Origin of the sequence: Flavobacterium sp., from assembly GCF_043760115.1 — a bacterium.
Lineage (GTDB): Bacteria > Bacteroidota > Bacteroidia > Flavobacteriales > Flavobacteriaceae > Flavobacterium.
Genome location: NZ_JAYUPK010000116.1, coordinates 1 through 16,836, shown reverse-complemented (window position 1 = coordinate 16,836; position 16,836 = coordinate 1). Strand labels below are relative to the sequence as shown.

The following is a 16,836-nucleotide window of genomic DNA, read 5'->3' as shown; positions in this document are numbered from 1 at the left end:
CAATTTCTTCAATGATACAGTTATTGATTTTTACATCAACAATTTTGTTATTATAAGAACTTTTAGTGTCAATTATTTTAGCTTCTTTGATTAGGATTTTCATAATTAACGTATTAAAATTATTTTACAAATTTCTGAATTAAAATTTCAAGAAACAGAAATAGTAATGCTAAGATAACAAACCATTTCCATATTTGATTATCGCTTCTGTTGGCTTGCAAAGTGTCAAAAATTGATGATACATTGCTAATCTCTTTGTAATCGCTAACCACATTGGCATTGGCATTTTCAAGATTACTTTCGGTTCTATTGTAATTAAAACTTATATTTTCTATAGGTTGATTGTTATTAAAAATTCCGAAATTTCCAGCTTCTTTTGGGTTATCACTAAACGTTAATTTTACTTTACTGTTTAAAATTTGTTGTACAGGAATAAAATTTTCTGAATCGTTTTTTACATTTACAATTTCATCTTTACCCAAATTTGTTTCCACAATAAAAGGTTTACTTTCATCAATTATCATTGCATTTACGCCAGCTTTTTGAGCATTTTGAGCCATATTATAAAACGTTGGAACAATTATTGGCGAATTTTGAAAATTACTATTTATTTTATTTATCGCTGCAGCAAAAACATAAATTCCACCTACTCCATTTTCAATAGCACTTAAAAATGCAGTTTGATCGCTATAACCCAAAACCATTGGCGCAGCATTACTAATTTCAAAAGATACTTTAGTATTTGGATATTGAAAATTGTCTACTTTTTTCTCGAAAACACTACTAAATAATGGATGACTAAAATTTATTTTGGTTACCATTTTTTCAGAATTTCCTAACGATTTGAATTGAATTGCTCCAAAATTGGCAAGAAACGAATTCAAATTAGAAACTGTACACTCTGAACTAGGAATTAAAATTACATTTCCTCCTTTTTCTACAAACGATTTTAAGGTTGTTTGTAACGCTTGCGGAATATCTTTTAATTCATTCAAAACAATTGCATCTTGTTTATCGAGCAAATTATAGTCTAAAGATTGCAATGAAAAATTAGAATAATTAAATTCTTTTAAGGTATAAATTCTTGATAAAAAGCCACTTTTTTCTGGATCGCCAATACTTATAACATTACTTTTTTCTGGTTTAGAAATACTAAAATAATAGTTGTTGTCATATTCTAATCCGGTTTCAGAAATAGAAACATAACCGTGAAAATCTTGTTTTGGAATGGTGAAATTTATGGTTTTACTTTTAGATTCAAAATTAACTAAAGTTTTAGCAATCAGTTTTTTATTATTGTACAAAGCAATTGGAATGTCTTTAAAATCATCGCCATAAGCGTCAAGATTTACTCCTATTTCGTAAAAATTATCAAGCGTTTGGTTGATAAAAACGCTATCAATTGCAATGTTATCAGTTTTTTCAGCTTCTGGAATTATAAAATATAAATTTTCATCTTCTTTACTTTTTTTAACTTGATTGGGTTGCAATCCAACAGCATCAGTAATTACAACAATGTCTTTATTGTAAGCCGATTTATGCGCTTTTATTTTTGCCAAAAGATTATCCAACTGAAAAGAAGAAGCACTATATTTTAAATTTTGAAGTTCTTTTTGAATTGATTTAATATCAGTATTCCAATAATTATCTGAACAAGTAATTAAAGAAAAATTGGCGTTTTCTGGAGTATGTTCTAGTAAATCTTGAACGGCACGTTTTAACAATTCGCCTTTTTTTCCTTTGGCTTGCATACTAAAGGAATTGTCTAATACAATATACAATTCGTTGGTAGCATTTTTACTGTCTTTGGCTTTAAAAAATGGTTGTGCAAATGCTAAAATTAAAAAAGCCAACAATAATAATCGTGTAGCAAGCAGTAAATATTTTTTTAATTTAGAACTTTTACGTGTTTGAACTGCGAGTTCTTTTAGAAATTTTACATTAGTAAAATATTCTGTTTTAAATTTTCTTAATTGAAAAAGATGAACTAAAATCGGAATGATTAATAGAAAAAGAAAATATAGAATTTCTGGATGTTTAAACTGCATTCTTTATAAAGGTTTATTCAATTCACTTTATTATTTATTATTGATGAATTTCATTTGTCAAAAATACATTTTTTTATAATGAAATTGTACTGAAAAATATTTTTTTAAAGGTAAAAAGTTGAAAATTTGATTATAAATAGTACTTTTATTATTGAAATAGTACAGATACATTTGAACAAAATTAAAATTATTAGAAATTTAAATAAATTATTTTCGCATCTCATTCCAACCTTTTTATAAAAAATACACTCTTAATAAGAAATACATAACTTGTGATAGACGAAAACCTAATTAGTAACTGCAAAAAAATGCAACGAGAAGCGCAACGAGAAGTATACAGCTTGTTGTCGCCTAAATTGTATAGAACTTGCAAACGCTACCTCAAGAAAGAGGAAGAAATTGAAGAAGTATTGGCAGATGCTTTTTATACCATTTTTACAAAAATTGAACAATTAAAAGAATTGAAAGCATTTGAAGGTTGGGCAAGAAAAATAACTGTAAATCAATGTTTACTTCAATTAAAACGCAATGTAAATTTTAATTTATATCTAGAAGATACCAAACTTTCTTTACAACCAAAAAGTGCAGAAGAAACCCATTTAGAAGAAGAAGATTTACTTAATTTATTAAATTTTATTCCAGAAGGATGCAAAACTATTTTTAATTTATTTGCCATAGAAGGTTACAGTCATAAGGAAATTGCAAGTATGTTATCAATATCTGAAGGAACATCTAAGTCGCAGTTGAATGCTGCAAAAACTAAACTACAAGTTTTGGTTAACAATTTATATTACAAAAAAGCTAAATAATACTGAAATAAATTCAGCACACATAAATTCAGCATAAAATTATGGAAAATCACGATAAAATATATACTCAATTTAAGAACGCAGCCGAAAAATCTGCCGAAAAAGACTTTCCAAATAAGGAAAACGTCTGGGATAAAATTGAAGGAAAACTAGACCAGAAAGTATTAAAAAAAGAAACTAAACTATGGAAAAAAATTGCTGTTGCAGCATCAATTTTATTAGTAGTTTCTGTAATATATCAATTTGTAAAAACAGATACTAAACTTGAGCCAGTTACAAATGAAGTTGTAATAAATGATAGTATTTCTAAAACTGCAACTCAAATAAAAGTAGATAGTAATGCTGTTGTTGTAACAAATTCTGCTTTAAAAACTAATGCTGATGAAATTTTAAAAGAACAAATTAATGTTCAATCGGAAATTGTTTCTACTGATTTTTCTCTTGCAACATCTGAAACAACTCAAGCAGATACACTTGTAGAAAAACCAAAATATAATTTTAAAACTAGAAAAAATTCATCACCAGCAACTTGGGGTGGTAATGGAACTTATGAAGCAAGAGGTGTAAAACAAATTGAAGGTGATGAAATTATTTTCTCTAAAGATGAAGTAAAAGAAAAAGAAAGTGATAAAAAATTAGAAGCAATTGTTGTAATTGATGGCGAAGTTTCTAAGAAAAAAGTAGCCGATTTAGATGATGAAGAATTGGAATCTATTGTAGAATTAAAAGAACCTTTGTATATTATAAACTCTATTTATTATACCGAAAAAGAACTTTTTGGCCCAAACCCAACAAGTCCTTACGCACCATTGAACAAACAAAAAATAGAAACATTTTCTATATTACAACCAGAAAAAGCTACCAAAATTTATGGTGAAAAAGGTAAAAAAGGAATTGTAATTGTTACAACTAAAGATGGAAAACCTGAGGTTAAGAAAGAATAAAAACATTAAATCCCAAAACTATTTTTGGGATTTAATGTTAGCTTAATTATTACTTTTCTATTTCTCTTAAACTTTCCATTTTTTTATGAGCAAGGAAACCTTTTATGTCTTCAAAATGTTCTTTTACACGTTTGTTTCCAAATTCGAAAACCTTTGTTGCCAAACCATCAAGAAAATCTCTATCGTGAGAAACTAGAATTAAAGTTCCATCAAAATCGCGCAAAGCATCTTTAATAATGTCTTTGGTTTTCATATCTAAATGATTGGAAGGTTCATCTAAGATTAAAATATTTACAGGTTCTAACAATAGTTTTATCATTGCAAGACGCGTTTTTTCTCCACCAGAAAGTACTTTTACTTTTTTAGTTACATCGTCGCCATGAAACATAAATGCTCCAAGTATATCTTTAATTTTTGTACGTACATCGCCAACTGCAATGTCGTCAACTGTTGAAAAAATAGTTCCGTTTTCGTCTAATAATGATGCTTGATTTTGAGCAAAATATCCAATTTGAGCATTGTGACCAATTTCTACACTTCCACCATTAATTGCAATTTCTTTCATTATGGCTTTTATCATTGTAGATTTTCCTTCACCATTTTTACCAACAAAAGCCACTTTATCGCCACGTTCAATAACAATATTGGCTTCTTTAAAAATTAAATGATCGCCATATGATTTATGCAAATCTTTTACAACAACTGGATATTGACCAGAGCGAATTGCTGGTGGAAATTTTAATTTTAATGCCGATGTATCAACCTCATCAACTTGAACAATAACTAGTTTTTCTAGCATTTTAACTCTCGATTGTACAGCATCAGTTTTAGAAAAAGTTCCTTTAAAACGATCAATAAAAGTTTGATTATCTGCAATCATTCTTTGCTGTTCGTCATACGCTTTTTGCTGATGCACTCTTCGGTCTTTTCGCAACTCTAAATAATGAGTGTATTTAGCTTTGTAATCGTAAATTCTTCCCATTGTTACTTCAATAGTTCTATTAGTAATAGCATCTACAAACGCTTTATCGTGCGAAATTACAACTACAGCTTTGGCAGAATTTATTAAAAAATCTTCCAACCATTGAATACTTTCAATATCCATATGATTAGTTGGTTCATCTAGCAAAATTAAATCTGGTTTTTGCAACAGAATTTTAGCAAGTTCAATTCTCATTCTCCAACCTCCAGAAAACTCCGATGTTTGACGTGTAAAATCTGTTCTTTCAAAACCTAAACCAACTAGAATTTTTTCAATTTCGGCTTCATAATTTATTTCTTCTATGGCATAGAATTTCTCACTTAAATCTGAAACACGTTCAATTAATTTCATGTACGCATCACTTTCATAATCGGTACGAATAGTTAATTGTTCGTTTATTTCATCTATTTCGGCTTTCATTTTAAAGATTTCTCCAAATGCTTTAGAAGTTTCTTCCATTACTGTTGCACCATCTGAAGTCAATAAATGCTGAGGCAAATAGGCAATAATAGCATCTTTTGGAGCAGAAATATTTCCTGTAGACGGTTTAGATTCTCCTGCAATAATTTTTAAAAGTGTAGATTTTCCTGCGCCATTTTTACCCATTAGGGCAATTTTATCATTTTCATTAATTGCAAAAGAAACATCGCTAAATAAAGTGGTACCGCCAAAATTTACGGAAATATCGTTTATTGTAATCATCTTAAAGTTTAGAAAGTTTAATTGTTTAAAAGTTTAATTTTAAACGTTTTTTGAAGGTGCAAAGATAGATTTTTTGAAAGAAATGGCAATTACTTATTGTAAAATGAGCAATTTTTTATTTTAAAATTTCTTTCAACTTAGACTGAAATTCTATATTTTCATTAATTCCAATATGATTTTGATTTTCTAGAATGAAAAGTTTATCCTTTGGTTTAAATAATTTTTGTAATCGTTCTGAATTTTTAATTGAAATTAATTGATCTTGATTTCCATGAAAAATATAAATTTGAGATTTTACTTTTGTCATGTAAATATTGGTTTCAAAGTGAAATTTCTTTAAAAAATCTGGAAAATATGGCGCTCTTGAACTAGAATATTCCAAGAAATTATAATATGGTGCTTGAAGAATTAATTTATTTGGATTTTTTATTGATGATAAATAAGTTGCCAATCCAGTTCCTATTGAATAACCAATTATTACATTTTTTTTCTCTTTGTAACTAGCTATTACTTTGTCATAAACTATAGAAATATCAATAAAAACTTGTTCTTGATTTTCAATTTCACCTTCGCTTTTTCCAAAACCTCGATAATCAAGAAAGAAAATATCATAACCTAAATCGGTATACATTTTGGCATTATTTCCCCAAGAATCTATTGAACCTTTGTTTCCATGAAGATAAAAAATTAGACCTTTAGGATTTTCAGTTTGAAATAAAATTCCATTTTGAATTTTAGTGTCAAATGATGGAACATTTATTTCTTTAAACTCTTGATTGAATTGAAATGAATAATTTTTAGGAAGTTTATTTGCAACGAAAACCATTTCTGCTTGATTGCAATATATGTAGCTTACATATAATAAAAAGATAATTGCAAAGATGGAAGATAATGTTAAAAATAAGAAACGAACTGTCTTCATTTTACTAAATTAATAATCTATTTTTTAAGTTTTATAGGATTTTGACGAGTATCAAAAATTTGAAGAATTCTAATCTCGGTATTGTTTTGAACTTTATAAATAATTTTATAATTACGAACTATCATTCTTCTGAATGGTTCTCCAAGAAACTCATCTAACTGATATTGTTCTGTAAAATGAATACTTTTACTTTGTAATATAATATCTTTAATTACATTTTTAGCAGCTTGCTCAGATTTTAATTTTAGGTATTCAAAAATTAATTTTAAATCAGCTTTTGCTTCATTATCCCACAAAATTTTAATTGGTTTATTCATTTTACCAATTTTCAATTTCTTTTTCTAAATCTTCAATTGTTGTAAATTTACCAGAAGAAATTCGCTCATCAGCTTGTTTTACCATAGCAATATATTCTTGTTTATCAATTGGATAACCACTAATTGTATGAGCAACAACATCATTATCTAAAACAGATTTTAAAGCAATAATTTTTTTAAGTTTACTTTCATCATTTATATGAAGTAACCAATCTACTAACTCTATTTTTTTTGCTGCAATGTTCATATTACTATTTGTTTAATGTCAAATATACAAAAATTAAATACTCATTCTAAAATCTTCAATAATAGGATTGGCTTTGCCGAAATTAGTTTCTTGAATAAATAATTCTATAGCTTTGGCATTTTGTATACTTGGCAAAACATTGGCTTGATTGTTATCTTTTACAACAACTACAATGTTTTTTTCTTCTAGTTTAGCTTTTAATGAAGTTGCTAAAATTTCACTTCCTGAAAATATTTTTATTAAACCCATTTTATGTTTGTTGTTTGTTGTTTGTTGTTTGTTGTTTGTTGTTTATAGAAGATATTCTAAATCAGAATTTAAATTCAATAAAATTATCAAATTTTATTTATTCTACTGTGATTACTGATCACTGTTTACTGAACACTGATCACTGATTACTACCTAATAAAATTACTCTTCCATTTCAAAGAAGACTGGTTCTATCATTATTTTTTCTGCCAATGTTTCTACTCTTTCTGTAATTTCTGAACAAAAGAATATACGTTGTGTTTTTTCTACACTTGCTGAAAGTCGCATTATAATTGCGTCTAGTCTGTTTTTAAAAAGTTCTTCAGCATCGTCTACAACAAACATTTTAATGGTATTAATATTAAATCCTGCAGATGCAAATAAAGCATTTATACGGTTTGGTGTGCCAATAAGAATGTCTAATCCTAATGAAATTATATTTTTGTCATAATCTACATCGCCTTTATCGTGAACTCCAAGAATACTTAAATCGGTGTAGGTTCCAAACTTTAAAAAAAGTTCTTCCATTTCTAGCACTTTTTCTTTATTTTCTACTATTATTAAGGCACGTGTACTTTCGCCCATTGTTTTTTCCATTCGTTGAATTACGTTCAACACAATAGTTGTAGATTTTCCTGTTCCTTTTGGCGATTGAATTACAGCATCTGCTCCACTTTTTATGGTAGAAAAAGTGTCTTGTTGCATTTCATTAGCTTCAAGTAAATTGTGCTCAATTAATGCTTGTTGTAGGTATGGATTTATTTTTTTTAAAATCATAATTTGGTTGTGAGTTGTGAGTTATAAGTTGTGTGTCAACTTGATAACACACAACTCAAAACCCACAACATTTTTATTATTTACTAGCAAATAGCTTAACATCAATTTCAGAAATTTCGTTTCCTCCAAGTATTATTAGTCGTTCTACCACGTTTCTTAACTCTCGAATGTTTCCTGTCCAGTCGTATTCTTGCAATAATTTTATAGCTTCAACTGAAAAAGATTTTTGTGCATTTCCTTGTTCTTCTGCTATTTTTACTGCAAAATGTTCTAGCAACAAAGGTATGTCATCACGACGATCATTCAATGCAGGAACTTTAATTAAAATAACGGCTAATCTGTGATATAAATCTTCACGAAAACGACCTTCGGCAATTTCAGTTTTTAAATCTTTATTGGTTGCAGCAACAACACGAACATTTACTTTTATGTCTTTGTCTGCGCCAACACGTTGTATTAAACTTTCTTGCAAAGCTCTTAATACTTTAGCTTGTGCAGCCAAACTCATATCGCCAATTTCGTCTAGAAAAATGGTTCCGCCATCGGCAGCTTCAAATTTTCCTGCTCTGTCTTTTATGGCAGATGTAAATGCACCTTTTACGTGTCCAAATAATTCACTTTCTATTAATTCTGATGGAATTGCTGCACAGTTTACTTCAATTAATGGATAGTTTGCGCGTTCACTTTTTTCATGCAATTGATGAGCAACAAGTTCTTTTCCTGTTCCGTTTGGTCCAGTTATTAAAACTCTTGCATCTGTGGTTGCAACTTTTTCTATTATAGATTTTATATGATTTATTGGTTCTGAATTTCCAATCATATCATAGTTTTTACTAACTTTTTTCTTTAGAATTTTATTTTCTACAACGAGTTGTTTTTTGTCTAATGCGTTGCGAACTGTGTTCAACAATCTGTTTAAATCTGGTGGTTTAGATATGTAATCGAAAGCGCCAAGTCGCATTGTGTTTATTGCTGTTTCCATATCGCCATGACCAGAAATCATAACAATTGGAATTTCGGGTTTGATTTTTTTTACGGCTTCAAGTAATTCTTCGCCATCCATTTTTGGCATTTTAATGTCGCAAAGAACTAAATCGTAATCGGTGTTTTTTATTTTTTCAAATCCTTGTGCGCCATCTTCTGCTTCTTCTACTTGATAAGTTTCGTTTTCTTCGGATAGTATTTTGGTTAAGACTCTTCTTATTGATGCTTCGTCTTCTATGATTAGTATTTTAGGCATTTTCTGTTGTGAGTTATGAGTTGTGAGTTGTGAGTTTTTTACAAAGTTACTGAAAAAAATTTCTTTTATTTTAAACCATTAAGGTAGTAAGGTTCATTAAGTTTTTGAAACTGTAACTTAATTAGATATAAAAATGATTGAGCTGGTAACCTAGCTTTCCTTGATAGAAAAGGATCAAGCGATTCGCTACTGACTTTGATAAGTTCAGTTTGACATTAATATTTTAAACCATTAAGGTGTTAAGGTTCATTAAGTTTTTGAAACTGTAACTTAATTAGATATAAAAATCATATAATTTCTAGCCCAGTTTACTTCACTAAAACTTTTATTTTAGTTGGAGTTCAGTGAACTTCGTTTGACTGGAAAAACATCCCGATTTTTATCGGGATTTATGGGAGGAAAGCTGGAATTACCTTGATAGATTAAGTTCAAGCGATTCGCTACTGACTTTGATACTTCCTTAGTCAGTACAGGCGAAGTTCAGTTTGACATTAATATTTTAAACCATTAAGGTATTAAGGTTCATTAAGTTTTTGAAACTGTAACTTAATTAGATATAAAAATGATTGATCCTGTAGCCCAGATTACTTCACTAAAACTTTTATTTTCAATGGAGTTCAGTGAACTTCGTTTGACTGGAATAACATCCCGATTTTTATCGGGATTTATGGAAGGAAAGCTGGAATTACCACGATAGATTAAGTCCAAGCGATTCGCTACTGACTTCGATATTTCATTTGTCAGTACAGGCGAAGTTCAGTTTGACATTAATATTTTAACCATTTATAAAGTTCTTTCCAAGTTGGTTTTTTTCCGTACATTAATATACCAACTCTGTAAATTTTTGAGGCGAAAACTACGACTAACAGAAAGGTTGAGAATAAAATTACTACCGATATTGCGATTTGCCAAAGTGGAACTCCAAACGGAATTCTCATCATCATTACTATTGGTGATGTGAGTGGAATCATTGAGAAAACAGTGGCAATTGTTCCGTGTGGATCATTTATTACTGTAAAAAAACCAATGTAAACTCCTAATATTAAAGGCATTATTATTGGTAGAAGAAATTGTTGCGAATCGGTTTCGTTATCTACAGCTGCTCCAATTGCCGCGTAAAATGAACTGTAAAGAAAATAACCACCAATGAAATAAATAACAAATGATATTAAAATTGTGGCAATTGGAAGATTGAGAATTTCTTTTAAATACATTTGAAATTGTCCGCCCATTTCGTTTTGTGCTGCTTGAATGGCTTGTGTTTGTGAATCAGAATTTGCTCCCATTTGTACTCCAAAAACGTATGAAAGAATGAACATTGCTGTTAAACCAAGTACAGCCCAAATTAAAAATTGAAGAATTCCTGCTAGTGATGTTCCTATTATTTTTCCCATCATTAATTGAAATGGTTTTACCGATGAGATGATAATTTCTATAATTCTAGATGTTTTTTCTTCGATTACGCTTCGCATAACCATATTTCCATAAAGAATTATGAACATCATAATTAGATAACCAAATGCGCCACCAATGATGACTTTTATTTCGTTAAGTCCTTTTAATGAAGCTTCTCCAGATGCTTTTGATAAATTTATTACAACTTTAGACTTGGCATTATTAATTTTTAAAGTATCTAGACTTGCAAGTTTATAATTGGATAATGTTATTTTCTTATTGATTACATCTTGAAGATTTTCTACAAAAGTTACACTTGGACTTTCGTTGGAAATGTATTGAATGGATTTTTGAAGTGAAGCTGGATTGTTGGTTTTTGGAATTACTAATAATCCTTCGTACGATTCTTTTACTATGCTGTCTTTTAATATTTTTAATGGCAATGGTGTTAAATCTAAATACTTGAACTCTTCATCGCTTTTAAATTCGTTGGTAAATAAACCAGATTCGTCATGTATTGCAATGGTTTTTAAATCGGCTTTCATTGTGCTTAAATAACCAACAAAAACAGCTATTCCAACAAATAATAATGGACTTAAAAAAGTCATTACTATGAATGATTTATTGCGAACTTTGGCAATGAATTCTCTTTTTATTATTAACGATATTATGCTCATAATTTATATTTTAAAATTCCAAATTTTAAAATTCCAAATTCCAAATAAGTAACAATTTTCAATTTATTAAATTTCAGACTTTAACTTCTATATTGATTGTTAGATTTAAAATTTTAAGATTTAGTGCTTAATTGTAATTTGGGATTTGAAATTTGGAAATTAAATTTTATTGGGTTACTGTTTTAATAAATATATCATTAACACTTGGAATTTTTTCTAAGAAATGGGTTACTTGACCACGTTGTGTCAAAATATGTAACAACTCGTTTGGAGTTGAATTACCAAGATTTATTTCTAGTTTTAATTCGTCATTTAGTGATTTAAAATTAGTTTGCGAAAGTGTGAATTTTTGAGTTAGATCATACATTAAACCTTCAATATTATCTGTTAGAATTCCGACTTCATAATTATTAGTTCGAAACTCTTTTTTTACATCTGATAATTTACCTTCTATTAATTTATTGGATTTATGGATTAGAGCTATGTAATCGCAAAGTTCTTCTACACTTTCCATCCTGTGAGTAGAAAATATTATTGAAGTTCCTTGCTTGTTCAATTCTAGTAATTCATCTTTAATTAAATTAGCATTTACAGGATCGAACCCAGAAAATGGTTCATCAAGAATTAATAATTTTGGTTTGTGAAGCACAGTTACAACAAATTGTACTTTTTGTGCCATTCCTTTAGAAAGCTCTTCAATTTTTTTATTCCACCAACCTTTAATATCTAATTTATCAAACCAATAATCTAATTGCGTTTTGGCTTCGGTCTTAGACATTCCTTTAAGTTGTGCTAAGTATAAACATTGCTCGCCAACTTTCATAGATTTATATAAACCGCGTTCTTCTGGCATATAACCAATGTATTGAACATGTTTAGGGTTTAGTTTTTCTCCATCTAATAAAATTTCTCCACCATCAGGCAACGTTATTTGATTGATAATTCTTATTAACGAAGTTTTACCTGCACCGTTTGGACCAAGTAAACCATAAATACTTCCTTTGGGAACAGTTAAAGAAACTTGGTTTAAAGCAGTATAATCACCATAGGTTTTTACTACTTTATTAACTTCTAGAATGGAACTCATTGTTTAAAGATTTGTGTAAAAGTAAAGTATTAGTAGCAGTTTTTAGATTTTGTTACAAAAAAACCCACCCAAGTTGTAACACCAGGATGGGAAAAATTGCTATGAAAAAGAAATTACTAGTTTCCTAGTAATACTTCAAAAGTATAATTAATTTTTGTATTATGAAAACATATCTTTAACTTTTTCAAAAAAAGATTTATCTGTCTTTTCTGGATGTGGTTTAAAATTATCGTCGTCTATTGATTTTTCAAAGAATTGACGTTGTTCTTTAGATAAATTCTTTGGTGTCCAAACATTTACATGAACTAGTAAATCGCCATTTCCGTAACTATTTAAACTAGGAATTCCTTTACCTTTAAGACGTAAAATCTTACCAGATTGTATTCCTTCTTCTAGTTTTATTCTAACTTTTCCATTCACCGCTTCTATATCTTTAGAAATTCCTAAAGCTGCTTCTGGGTAACTAATGTATAAATCGTAATGAAGATTTTCGCCTTCGCGTTTTAAAAATTCGTGCTCTAGTTCTTCAATTGCAACAATTAAATCTCCTGGAACTCCATTTCCTGGTGCATCGTTTCCTTTACTAGAAACTTTGAGTTGCATTCCATCTACAACTCCAGCAGGAATTTTAATTGATACTGTTTCGTCTTCAAGAATCATTCCTTGACCATCGGCATTGTTAGGTTTAGATTCTATTGTTTGACCAGCACCACCACAAGTTGGACACGTTGTTGCCGATTGCATTCTACCTAAAATAGTATTGGTAACTCGCAACACTTGACCTTGTCCATTACACGCTGAACAAGTTTTATATTTTACTCCTGGTGCTTGAATTTTACGTTTTACTTTAACTTTTTTCTCAACACCATTGGCAACTTCTTCTAAAGTAAGTTTAACTTTTATACGAAGATTACTTCCTTTAACGCGACGTTGACCTCCAGAATTTCCGCCAAAACCGCTGAAACCACCAAAACCGCCACCACCACCAAAAATATCTCCAAATTGGCTGAAAATATCATCCATATTCATTCCGCCACCATTGCCACCAAAACCACCATTTCCATCAAATGCTTGGTGTCCATACTGATCGTACTTAGCTTTCTTTTGTGGATCGCTTAATACTTCATAAGCTTCGGCTGCTTTTTTAAAATTTTCTTCTGCAGCAGCATCTCCAGGATTTTTATCTGGATGAAACTCAATAGCTTTTTTGCGATATGCCTTTTTTATTTCGGCTTCGTTTGCTGATTTAGTAATGCCTAATATTTCGTAAAAATCTTTTTTCATTATTTTGTATTAAGATTTAAGTATTTAGAATTAAGACCAAGTCAGAATTTAATACGTAAAAAATATATTATTGTCCGATTACAACTTTTGGAAAACGGATTATTTTATCGCCCAATTTGTATCCTTTTTCTAAAACATCTACAATTTTTCCTTTTAATTTATCGTTTGGCGCAGGAATTTGTGTAATTGCTTCGGCAAAATCTGCATTGAATGCATCTCCAACTTGAACTTCTACTTGTTCTAAACCTTTAGATACTAATGTAGATTTTAATTTTTCGTGAATTAATTCTACACCTTTTAATAGCAATTCGTCTTCTGATTTTACTATTTCTATCATTGCTCTGTCAAAATCGTCAAGAACTGGCAATATTGCTTGTAAAACTTCTTGATTGGCAGTTTTGTAAAGATCGATACGTTCTTTAGTTGTGCGTTTTTTATAGTTTTCAAATTCGGCAAAAAGACGCATAAATTTATCTTTTTCGGCTGCTAAATCTTGTGCTAATTGTTCTTCAACAGAAAGCTCAATGGCTTGTTCTTGTTGATCTACAGTGTTTTCTAAAACGGTTTCTTCTACTACTTGTTCGTTTTGTGATGTTTCTGTATTCATTGTATTTTTATCTTTTTTATTGGGAAATAGATTCTTAAATTTCATCATTTCATTGTTGATTGCAAAAGTACTGCCAATTGTATATAAATGTCAAATTGTCATAAAAAACAAACTATTTTATGAAAAAGAATTTTAGGTTTAAAAGTAGATTTTTAGCCCTGATACTGCAATTGTTGGAGCGCTTTGTCTTGTAATAAAACAAGACAAACGCGACTTGCAGTAGCAGGAAAATGGCTTGTAGAAAATGCCTAAACTAAATGCTACTGAAATTCTTCAGCACAAGTTCAAAAAAAATAAAAAATTTAATATATTTTTAAGACTATTACGTTTTAGTTACAGTAAATTTGATTTATAAAAGGTTTACAAATAGCTGAAAGGCAAATTATATTAATTCACATATTTGAAAAAAGTTCTGGCACAAACCAGAACTTTTTTTATTTTATAATGTTGTCTAATGCTTTTTGAATGGTTGGATATTGAAACTTGAAATCAAGTTCTAAGGCACGTTTAGGTACAATATTTTTATTGTTAAAAAGTAGTATGTGCATTTCGCCAAGTATTAGTTTCATTACGAATTGTGGTATGTTGGGCAAGAAAAGTGGTTTACGCAACTTGTCGGCAATAAGTTTTGTGAGTGTATTGTTGCTAATTACGTCTGGCGCAACTGCATTGATAATTCCTTCGGTTTGGTTTTTAATTACAAAATAATATAAATTGGCGACATCTGTTAAATGTATCCAAGATTGTTGTTGTTTGCCTGAGCCAAAACCTGAGCCAACATACATTTTTATTGGTTTTATAATTTCTTGAAGTGCGCCACCTTTTTGGGAATAGACAACTCCGGTTCTAAGTTTTGTTACTTTTAGATTTAGTAATTTAAATTGGTCTATGCTTTCTTCCCAACTTACGACTACGTTGGACAAAAAACTGTCTTCTACTTCGCTAGAATTTTCGTCGTAAATTGCTGTGTAACTGTCTGGATATATTGCTGTGCCTGATGCTGAGATAACTTGTTGAACTTGATGTTGTGTTTTTTTTAGTAAGCTATATAATAAATGTGCTGATAAAACTCGACTTTCTAGTAGTTCTTGTTTGTATGATTTTGTCCAGCGTTTTGCAATTGATGAACCTGCAAGATGTACAATTGTATCTACTCCTTGAAGGCAATTTTCGTCTATTTTACTTTCTTGTGGATTCCAAAAAAAACCTTGATAATTGGGTTTACTAACTATTTTTTTAGAAGATGTTGTTAAATAATTTACAAAATGATTGTTTGCAAGAAGTAGTTGTACCAATTCTTGACCAATTAATCCTGTTGCGCCTGTAACTAATATTTTCATTGCAATTTTATTTCAAAGTTACAATGATATGAATATAAATTAATGTTAATTGGATTTGGTTTAACTTTTGTTTTATTTATTTGCCACAAAGGCACGAAGTTTTTTTTATTTATTTAAAAAAAAGCACTTCGACTGCGCTCAGTGTGACAAAATTTATATTTATTTATAAAAAAAATCTCAATCGTAAAATTGAGATTTTTATTTTAGAAAATAGTATAAAATTAGTTGGCAGAAATGCTTCCACCAGAATTTTCTTCTTTGGTAATATTTTTTGGTGTTCCTGAATATTGAATGTCGCTTCCGCTTGAAGCTGTGGCATTTAATGTTACCAAAGGATGAATATCGGTAGAACTTCCGCTTGTTGCTTCTGAAATTACTTCGTTAGCTTCTAGAGTTTCTGCATTAAGTTGGCTTCCGCTTGTGGTTTCTGTATTAAGTTTTAAAGCTTTTCCAGATAATGTTGTTGTGCTTCCGCTTGTGGTTTCTACAGCAATATTTTCATATTCTAGTGAGGCTTCTATTTCGCTTCCGCTGTTAGATTCTAACTCAATTGATGTTCCTTTTAAAGTGTTTTTACTTCTTAAAGTTGAACCACTTGTTGCTATCAATCCTTCAATTAATGGCATTTTTACTGTAACTGTTAATTGCTCTGCAGAATCTATACTTTCATCTGTAGAAATTATTAAAGTTCCGTTTTCTACAACTGTTGTTATGTGTTTAAGTAAATTAGAATCGGCTTCTACTTCAATAGCAACTACATCTGCTTTTTCTACAATAACTTCTAGTCCGCGATTGGCTTCTACTTTTGTAAATTTCTCGGTAACTGTTCTTTTTTCTGATTGAACATTTCCGTTTCCGTCTAATCCATCTCCAAAATTAATACTTTGATTACAAGATGAAAATAATAATGCAATTACTGTTACAACGATTGCTTTTGTACAAAATACTATAAATTTTATCATTTTTATTTAGTTTTAATTATTACTCCGTTTTCGTCTTTTATTAATTCGCCTGGTTTCCCAACTTTGTTAGTTGTAACTTCTACTCCATTTATTTTTACAGAAACTGTATTGGTAGAATCATTTTCTTTAGAAATATTTATTTCTTCAGCATTGGTACCATTATCATATTGAACTTTTTCTACATCATTATACTCATTTTCATATTCTGGACAATTTAAACATTTTACTTTAGATTCTCCAACTTTAT

16 protein-coding genes and 1 pseudogene are annotated in these 16,836 nt (G+C 29.5%); 2 read left to right on the top strand and 15 right to left on the bottom strand.

Translation table 11 applies throughout. The features are described 5' to 3' along the window. Nucleotides 1–119 precede the first annotated feature (119 nt). Nucleotides 120–2,048 carry a BatA and WFA domain-containing protein gene (locus ACH2BC_RS10120; protein ID WP_395053878.1) on the bottom strand — a complete coding sequence of 643 codons (1,929 nt, stop codon included), beginning with the start codon at nucleotides 2,046–2,048 and terminating at the stop codon, nucleotides 120–122. Nucleotides 2,049–2,356: 308 nt separating this feature from the next. On the opposite strand from ACH2BC_RS10120, the gene ACH2BC_RS10115 reads away from it, so the two are divergent. Continuing rightward, nucleotides 2,357–2,857 carry an RNA polymerase sigma factor gene (locus tag ACH2BC_RS10115; RefSeq protein ID WP_395053877.1) on the top strand — a complete coding sequence of 167 codons (501 nt, stop codon included), beginning with the start codon at nucleotides 2,357–2,359 and terminating at the stop codon, nucleotides 2,855–2,857. Nucleotides 2,858–2,898: 41 nt separating this feature from the next. Next, entirely contained in the window at nucleotides 2,899–3,801 is a 903-nt protein-coding gene (locus tag ACH2BC_RS10110; RefSeq protein WP_395053876.1) for a hypothetical protein, read from the top strand. Nucleotides 3,802–3,850: 49 nt separating this feature from the next. Here the strand turns inward: ACH2BC_RS10110 and ACH2BC_RS10105 are convergent, their stop codons facing one another. From ACH2BC_RS10105 to ACH2BC_RS10040, 14 genes and pseudogenes are all read right to left on the bottom strand, one after another. After that, on the bottom strand, nucleotides 3,851–5,485 hold the full coding sequence (locus tag ACH2BC_RS10105) for an ABC-F family ATP-binding cassette domain-containing protein (RefSeq protein WP_395053875.1): 1,635 nt from the start codon (nucleotides 5,483–5,485) through the stop codon (nucleotides 3,851–3,853). Between the two features lie 115 nt (nucleotides 5,486–5,600). Beyond that, nucleotides 5,601–6,407 (bottom strand): alpha/beta hydrolase, encoded by an 807-nt coding sequence (locus ACH2BC_RS10100; RefSeq protein WP_395053874.1) that lies wholly within the window; start codon nucleotides 6,405–6,407, stop codon nucleotides 5,601–5,603. A 17-nt stretch (nucleotides 6,408–6,424) separates the two neighbouring features. Then, the gene (locus ACH2BC_RS10095; protein WP_395053873.1) at nucleotides 6,425–6,724 is read right to left on the bottom strand and encodes a type II toxin-antitoxin system RelE/ParE family toxin; all 300 of its coding nucleotides are present in this window, start codon (nucleotides 6,722–6,724) and stop codon (nucleotides 6,425–6,427) included. 1 nt (nucleotide 6,725) lies between these two features. Further along, entirely contained in the window at nucleotides 6,726–6,971 is a 246-nt protein-coding gene (locus ACH2BC_RS10090) for a hypothetical protein (protein WP_395053872.1), read from the bottom strand. Between the two features lie 33 nt (nucleotides 6,972–7,004). Beyond that, nucleotides 7,005–7,220 (bottom strand): putative signal transducing protein, encoded by a 216-nt coding sequence (locus ACH2BC_RS10085; RefSeq protein WP_395053871.1) that lies wholly within the window; start codon nucleotides 7,218–7,220, stop codon nucleotides 7,005–7,007. 162 nt (nucleotides 7,221–7,382) lie between these two features. Beyond that, nucleotides 7,383–7,997, bottom strand: a complete 615-nt coding sequence (locus tag ACH2BC_RS10080) for a DEAD/DEAH box helicase (RefSeq protein ID WP_395053870.1) — start codon at nucleotides 7,995–7,997, stop codon at nucleotides 7,383–7,385. A 76-nt stretch (nucleotides 7,998–8,073) separates the two neighbouring features. Continuing rightward, nucleotides 8,074–9,237 (bottom strand): sigma-54-dependent transcriptional regulator, encoded by a 1,164-nt coding sequence (locus tag ACH2BC_RS10075; RefSeq protein ID WP_395053869.1) that lies wholly within the window; start codon nucleotides 9,235–9,237, stop codon nucleotides 8,074–8,076. Between the two features lie 767 nt (nucleotides 9,238–10,004). Beyond that, the gene (locus tag ACH2BC_RS10070) at nucleotides 10,005–11,309 is read right to left on the bottom strand and encodes an ABC transporter permease (protein ID WP_395053868.1); all 1,305 of its coding nucleotides are present in this window, start codon (nucleotides 11,307–11,309) and stop codon (nucleotides 10,005–10,007) included. A 166-nt stretch (nucleotides 11,310–11,475) separates the two neighbouring features. Continuing rightward, the gene (locus ACH2BC_RS10065; protein ID WP_395053867.1) at nucleotides 11,476–12,396 is read right to left on the bottom strand and encodes an ABC transporter ATP-binding protein; all 921 of its coding nucleotides are present in this window, start codon (nucleotides 12,394–12,396) and stop codon (nucleotides 11,476–11,478) included. A 159-nt stretch (nucleotides 12,397–12,555) separates the two neighbouring features. After that, the gene (gene dnaJ / locus ACH2BC_RS10060) at nucleotides 12,556–13,680 is read right to left on the bottom strand and encodes a molecular chaperone DnaJ (RefSeq protein ID WP_395053866.1); all 1,125 of its coding nucleotides are present in this window, start codon (nucleotides 13,678–13,680) and stop codon (nucleotides 12,556–12,558) included. Nucleotides 13,681–13,747: 67 nt separating this feature from the next. Further along, nucleotides 13,748–14,332 (bottom strand): nucleotide exchange factor GrpE, encoded by a 585-nt coding sequence (locus ACH2BC_RS10055; protein WP_395053865.1) that lies wholly within the window; start codon nucleotides 14,330–14,332, stop codon nucleotides 13,748–13,750. A 389-nt stretch (nucleotides 14,333–14,721) separates the two neighbouring features. After that, nucleotides 14,722–15,627, bottom strand: a complete 906-nt coding sequence (locus tag ACH2BC_RS10050) for a TIGR01777 family oxidoreductase (RefSeq protein ID WP_395053864.1) — start codon at nucleotides 15,625–15,627, stop codon at nucleotides 14,722–14,724. Between the two features lie 221 nt (nucleotides 15,628–15,848). Next, a complete protein-coding gene (locus ACH2BC_RS10045; protein WP_395053863.1) occupies nucleotides 15,849–16,589 on the bottom strand; it encodes a head GIN domain-containing protein in 741 nt (246 codons plus the stop codon). Nucleotides 16,590–16,591: 2 nt separating this feature from the next. Beyond that, nucleotides 16,592–16,836 (bottom strand): annotated as a pseudogene (locus ACH2BC_RS10040) (hypothetical protein); the annotation flags it as partial.

Bases quoted from the DNA above. Each gene is read 5' to 3' on its own strand.
- ACH2BC_RS10120 (WP_395053878.1), bottom strand. From the start codon at position 2,048: ATGCAGTTTAAACATCCAGAAATTCTATATTTTCTTTTTCTATTAATC.
- ACH2BC_RS10115 (WP_395053877.1), top strand. From the start codon at position 2,357: ATGCAACGAGAAGCGCAACGAGAAGTATACAGCTTGTTGTCGCCTAAA.
- ACH2BC_RS10110 (WP_395053876.1), top strand. From the start codon at position 2,899: ATGGAAAATCACGATAAAATATATACTCAATTTAAGAACGCAGCCGAA.
- ACH2BC_RS10105 (WP_395053875.1), bottom strand. From the start codon at position 5,485: ATGATTACAATAAACGATATTTCCGTAAATTTTGGCGGTACCACTTTA.
- ACH2BC_RS10100 (WP_395053874.1), bottom strand. From the start codon at position 6,407: ATGAAGACAGTTCGTTTCTTATTTTTAACATTATCTTCCATCTTTGCA.
- ACH2BC_RS10095 (WP_395053873.1), bottom strand. From the start codon at position 6,724: ATGAATAAACCAATTAAAATTTTGTGGGATAATGAAGCAAAAGCTGAT.
- ACH2BC_RS10090 (WP_395053872.1), bottom strand. From the start codon at position 6,971: ATGAACATTGCAGCAAAAAAAATAGAGTTAGTAGATTGGTTACTTCAT.
- ACH2BC_RS10085 (WP_395053871.1), bottom strand. From the start codon at position 7,220: ATGGGTTTAATAAAAATATTTTCAGGAAGTGAAATTTTAGCAACTTCA.
- ACH2BC_RS10080 (WP_395053870.1), bottom strand. From the start codon at position 7,997: ATGATTTTAAAAAAAATAAATCCATACCTACAACAAGCATTAATTGAG.
- ACH2BC_RS10075 (WP_395053869.1), bottom strand. From the start codon at position 9,237: ATGCCTAAAATACTAATCATAGAAGACGAAGCATCAATAAGAAGAGTC.
- ACH2BC_RS10070 (WP_395053868.1), bottom strand. From the start codon at position 11,309: ATGAGCATAATATCGTTAATAATAAAAAGAGAATTCATTGCCAAAGTT.
- ACH2BC_RS10065 (WP_395053867.1), bottom strand. From the start codon at position 12,396: ATGAGTTCCATTCTAGAAGTTAATAAAGTAGTAAAAACCTATGGTGAT.
- dnaJ (WP_395053866.1), bottom strand. From the start codon at position 13,680: ATGAAAAAAGATTTTTACGAAATATTAGGCATTACTAAATCAGCAAAC.
- ACH2BC_RS10055 (WP_395053865.1), bottom strand. From the start codon at position 14,332: ATGAAATTTAAGAATCTATTTCCCAATAAAAAAGATAAAAATACAATG.
- ACH2BC_RS10050 (WP_395053864.1), bottom strand. From the start codon at position 15,627: ATGAAAATATTAGTTACAGGCGCAACAGGATTAATTGGTCAAGAATTG.
- ACH2BC_RS10045 (WP_395053863.1), bottom strand. From the start codon at position 16,589: ATGATAAAATTTATAGTATTTTGTACAAAAGCAATCGTTGTAACAGTA.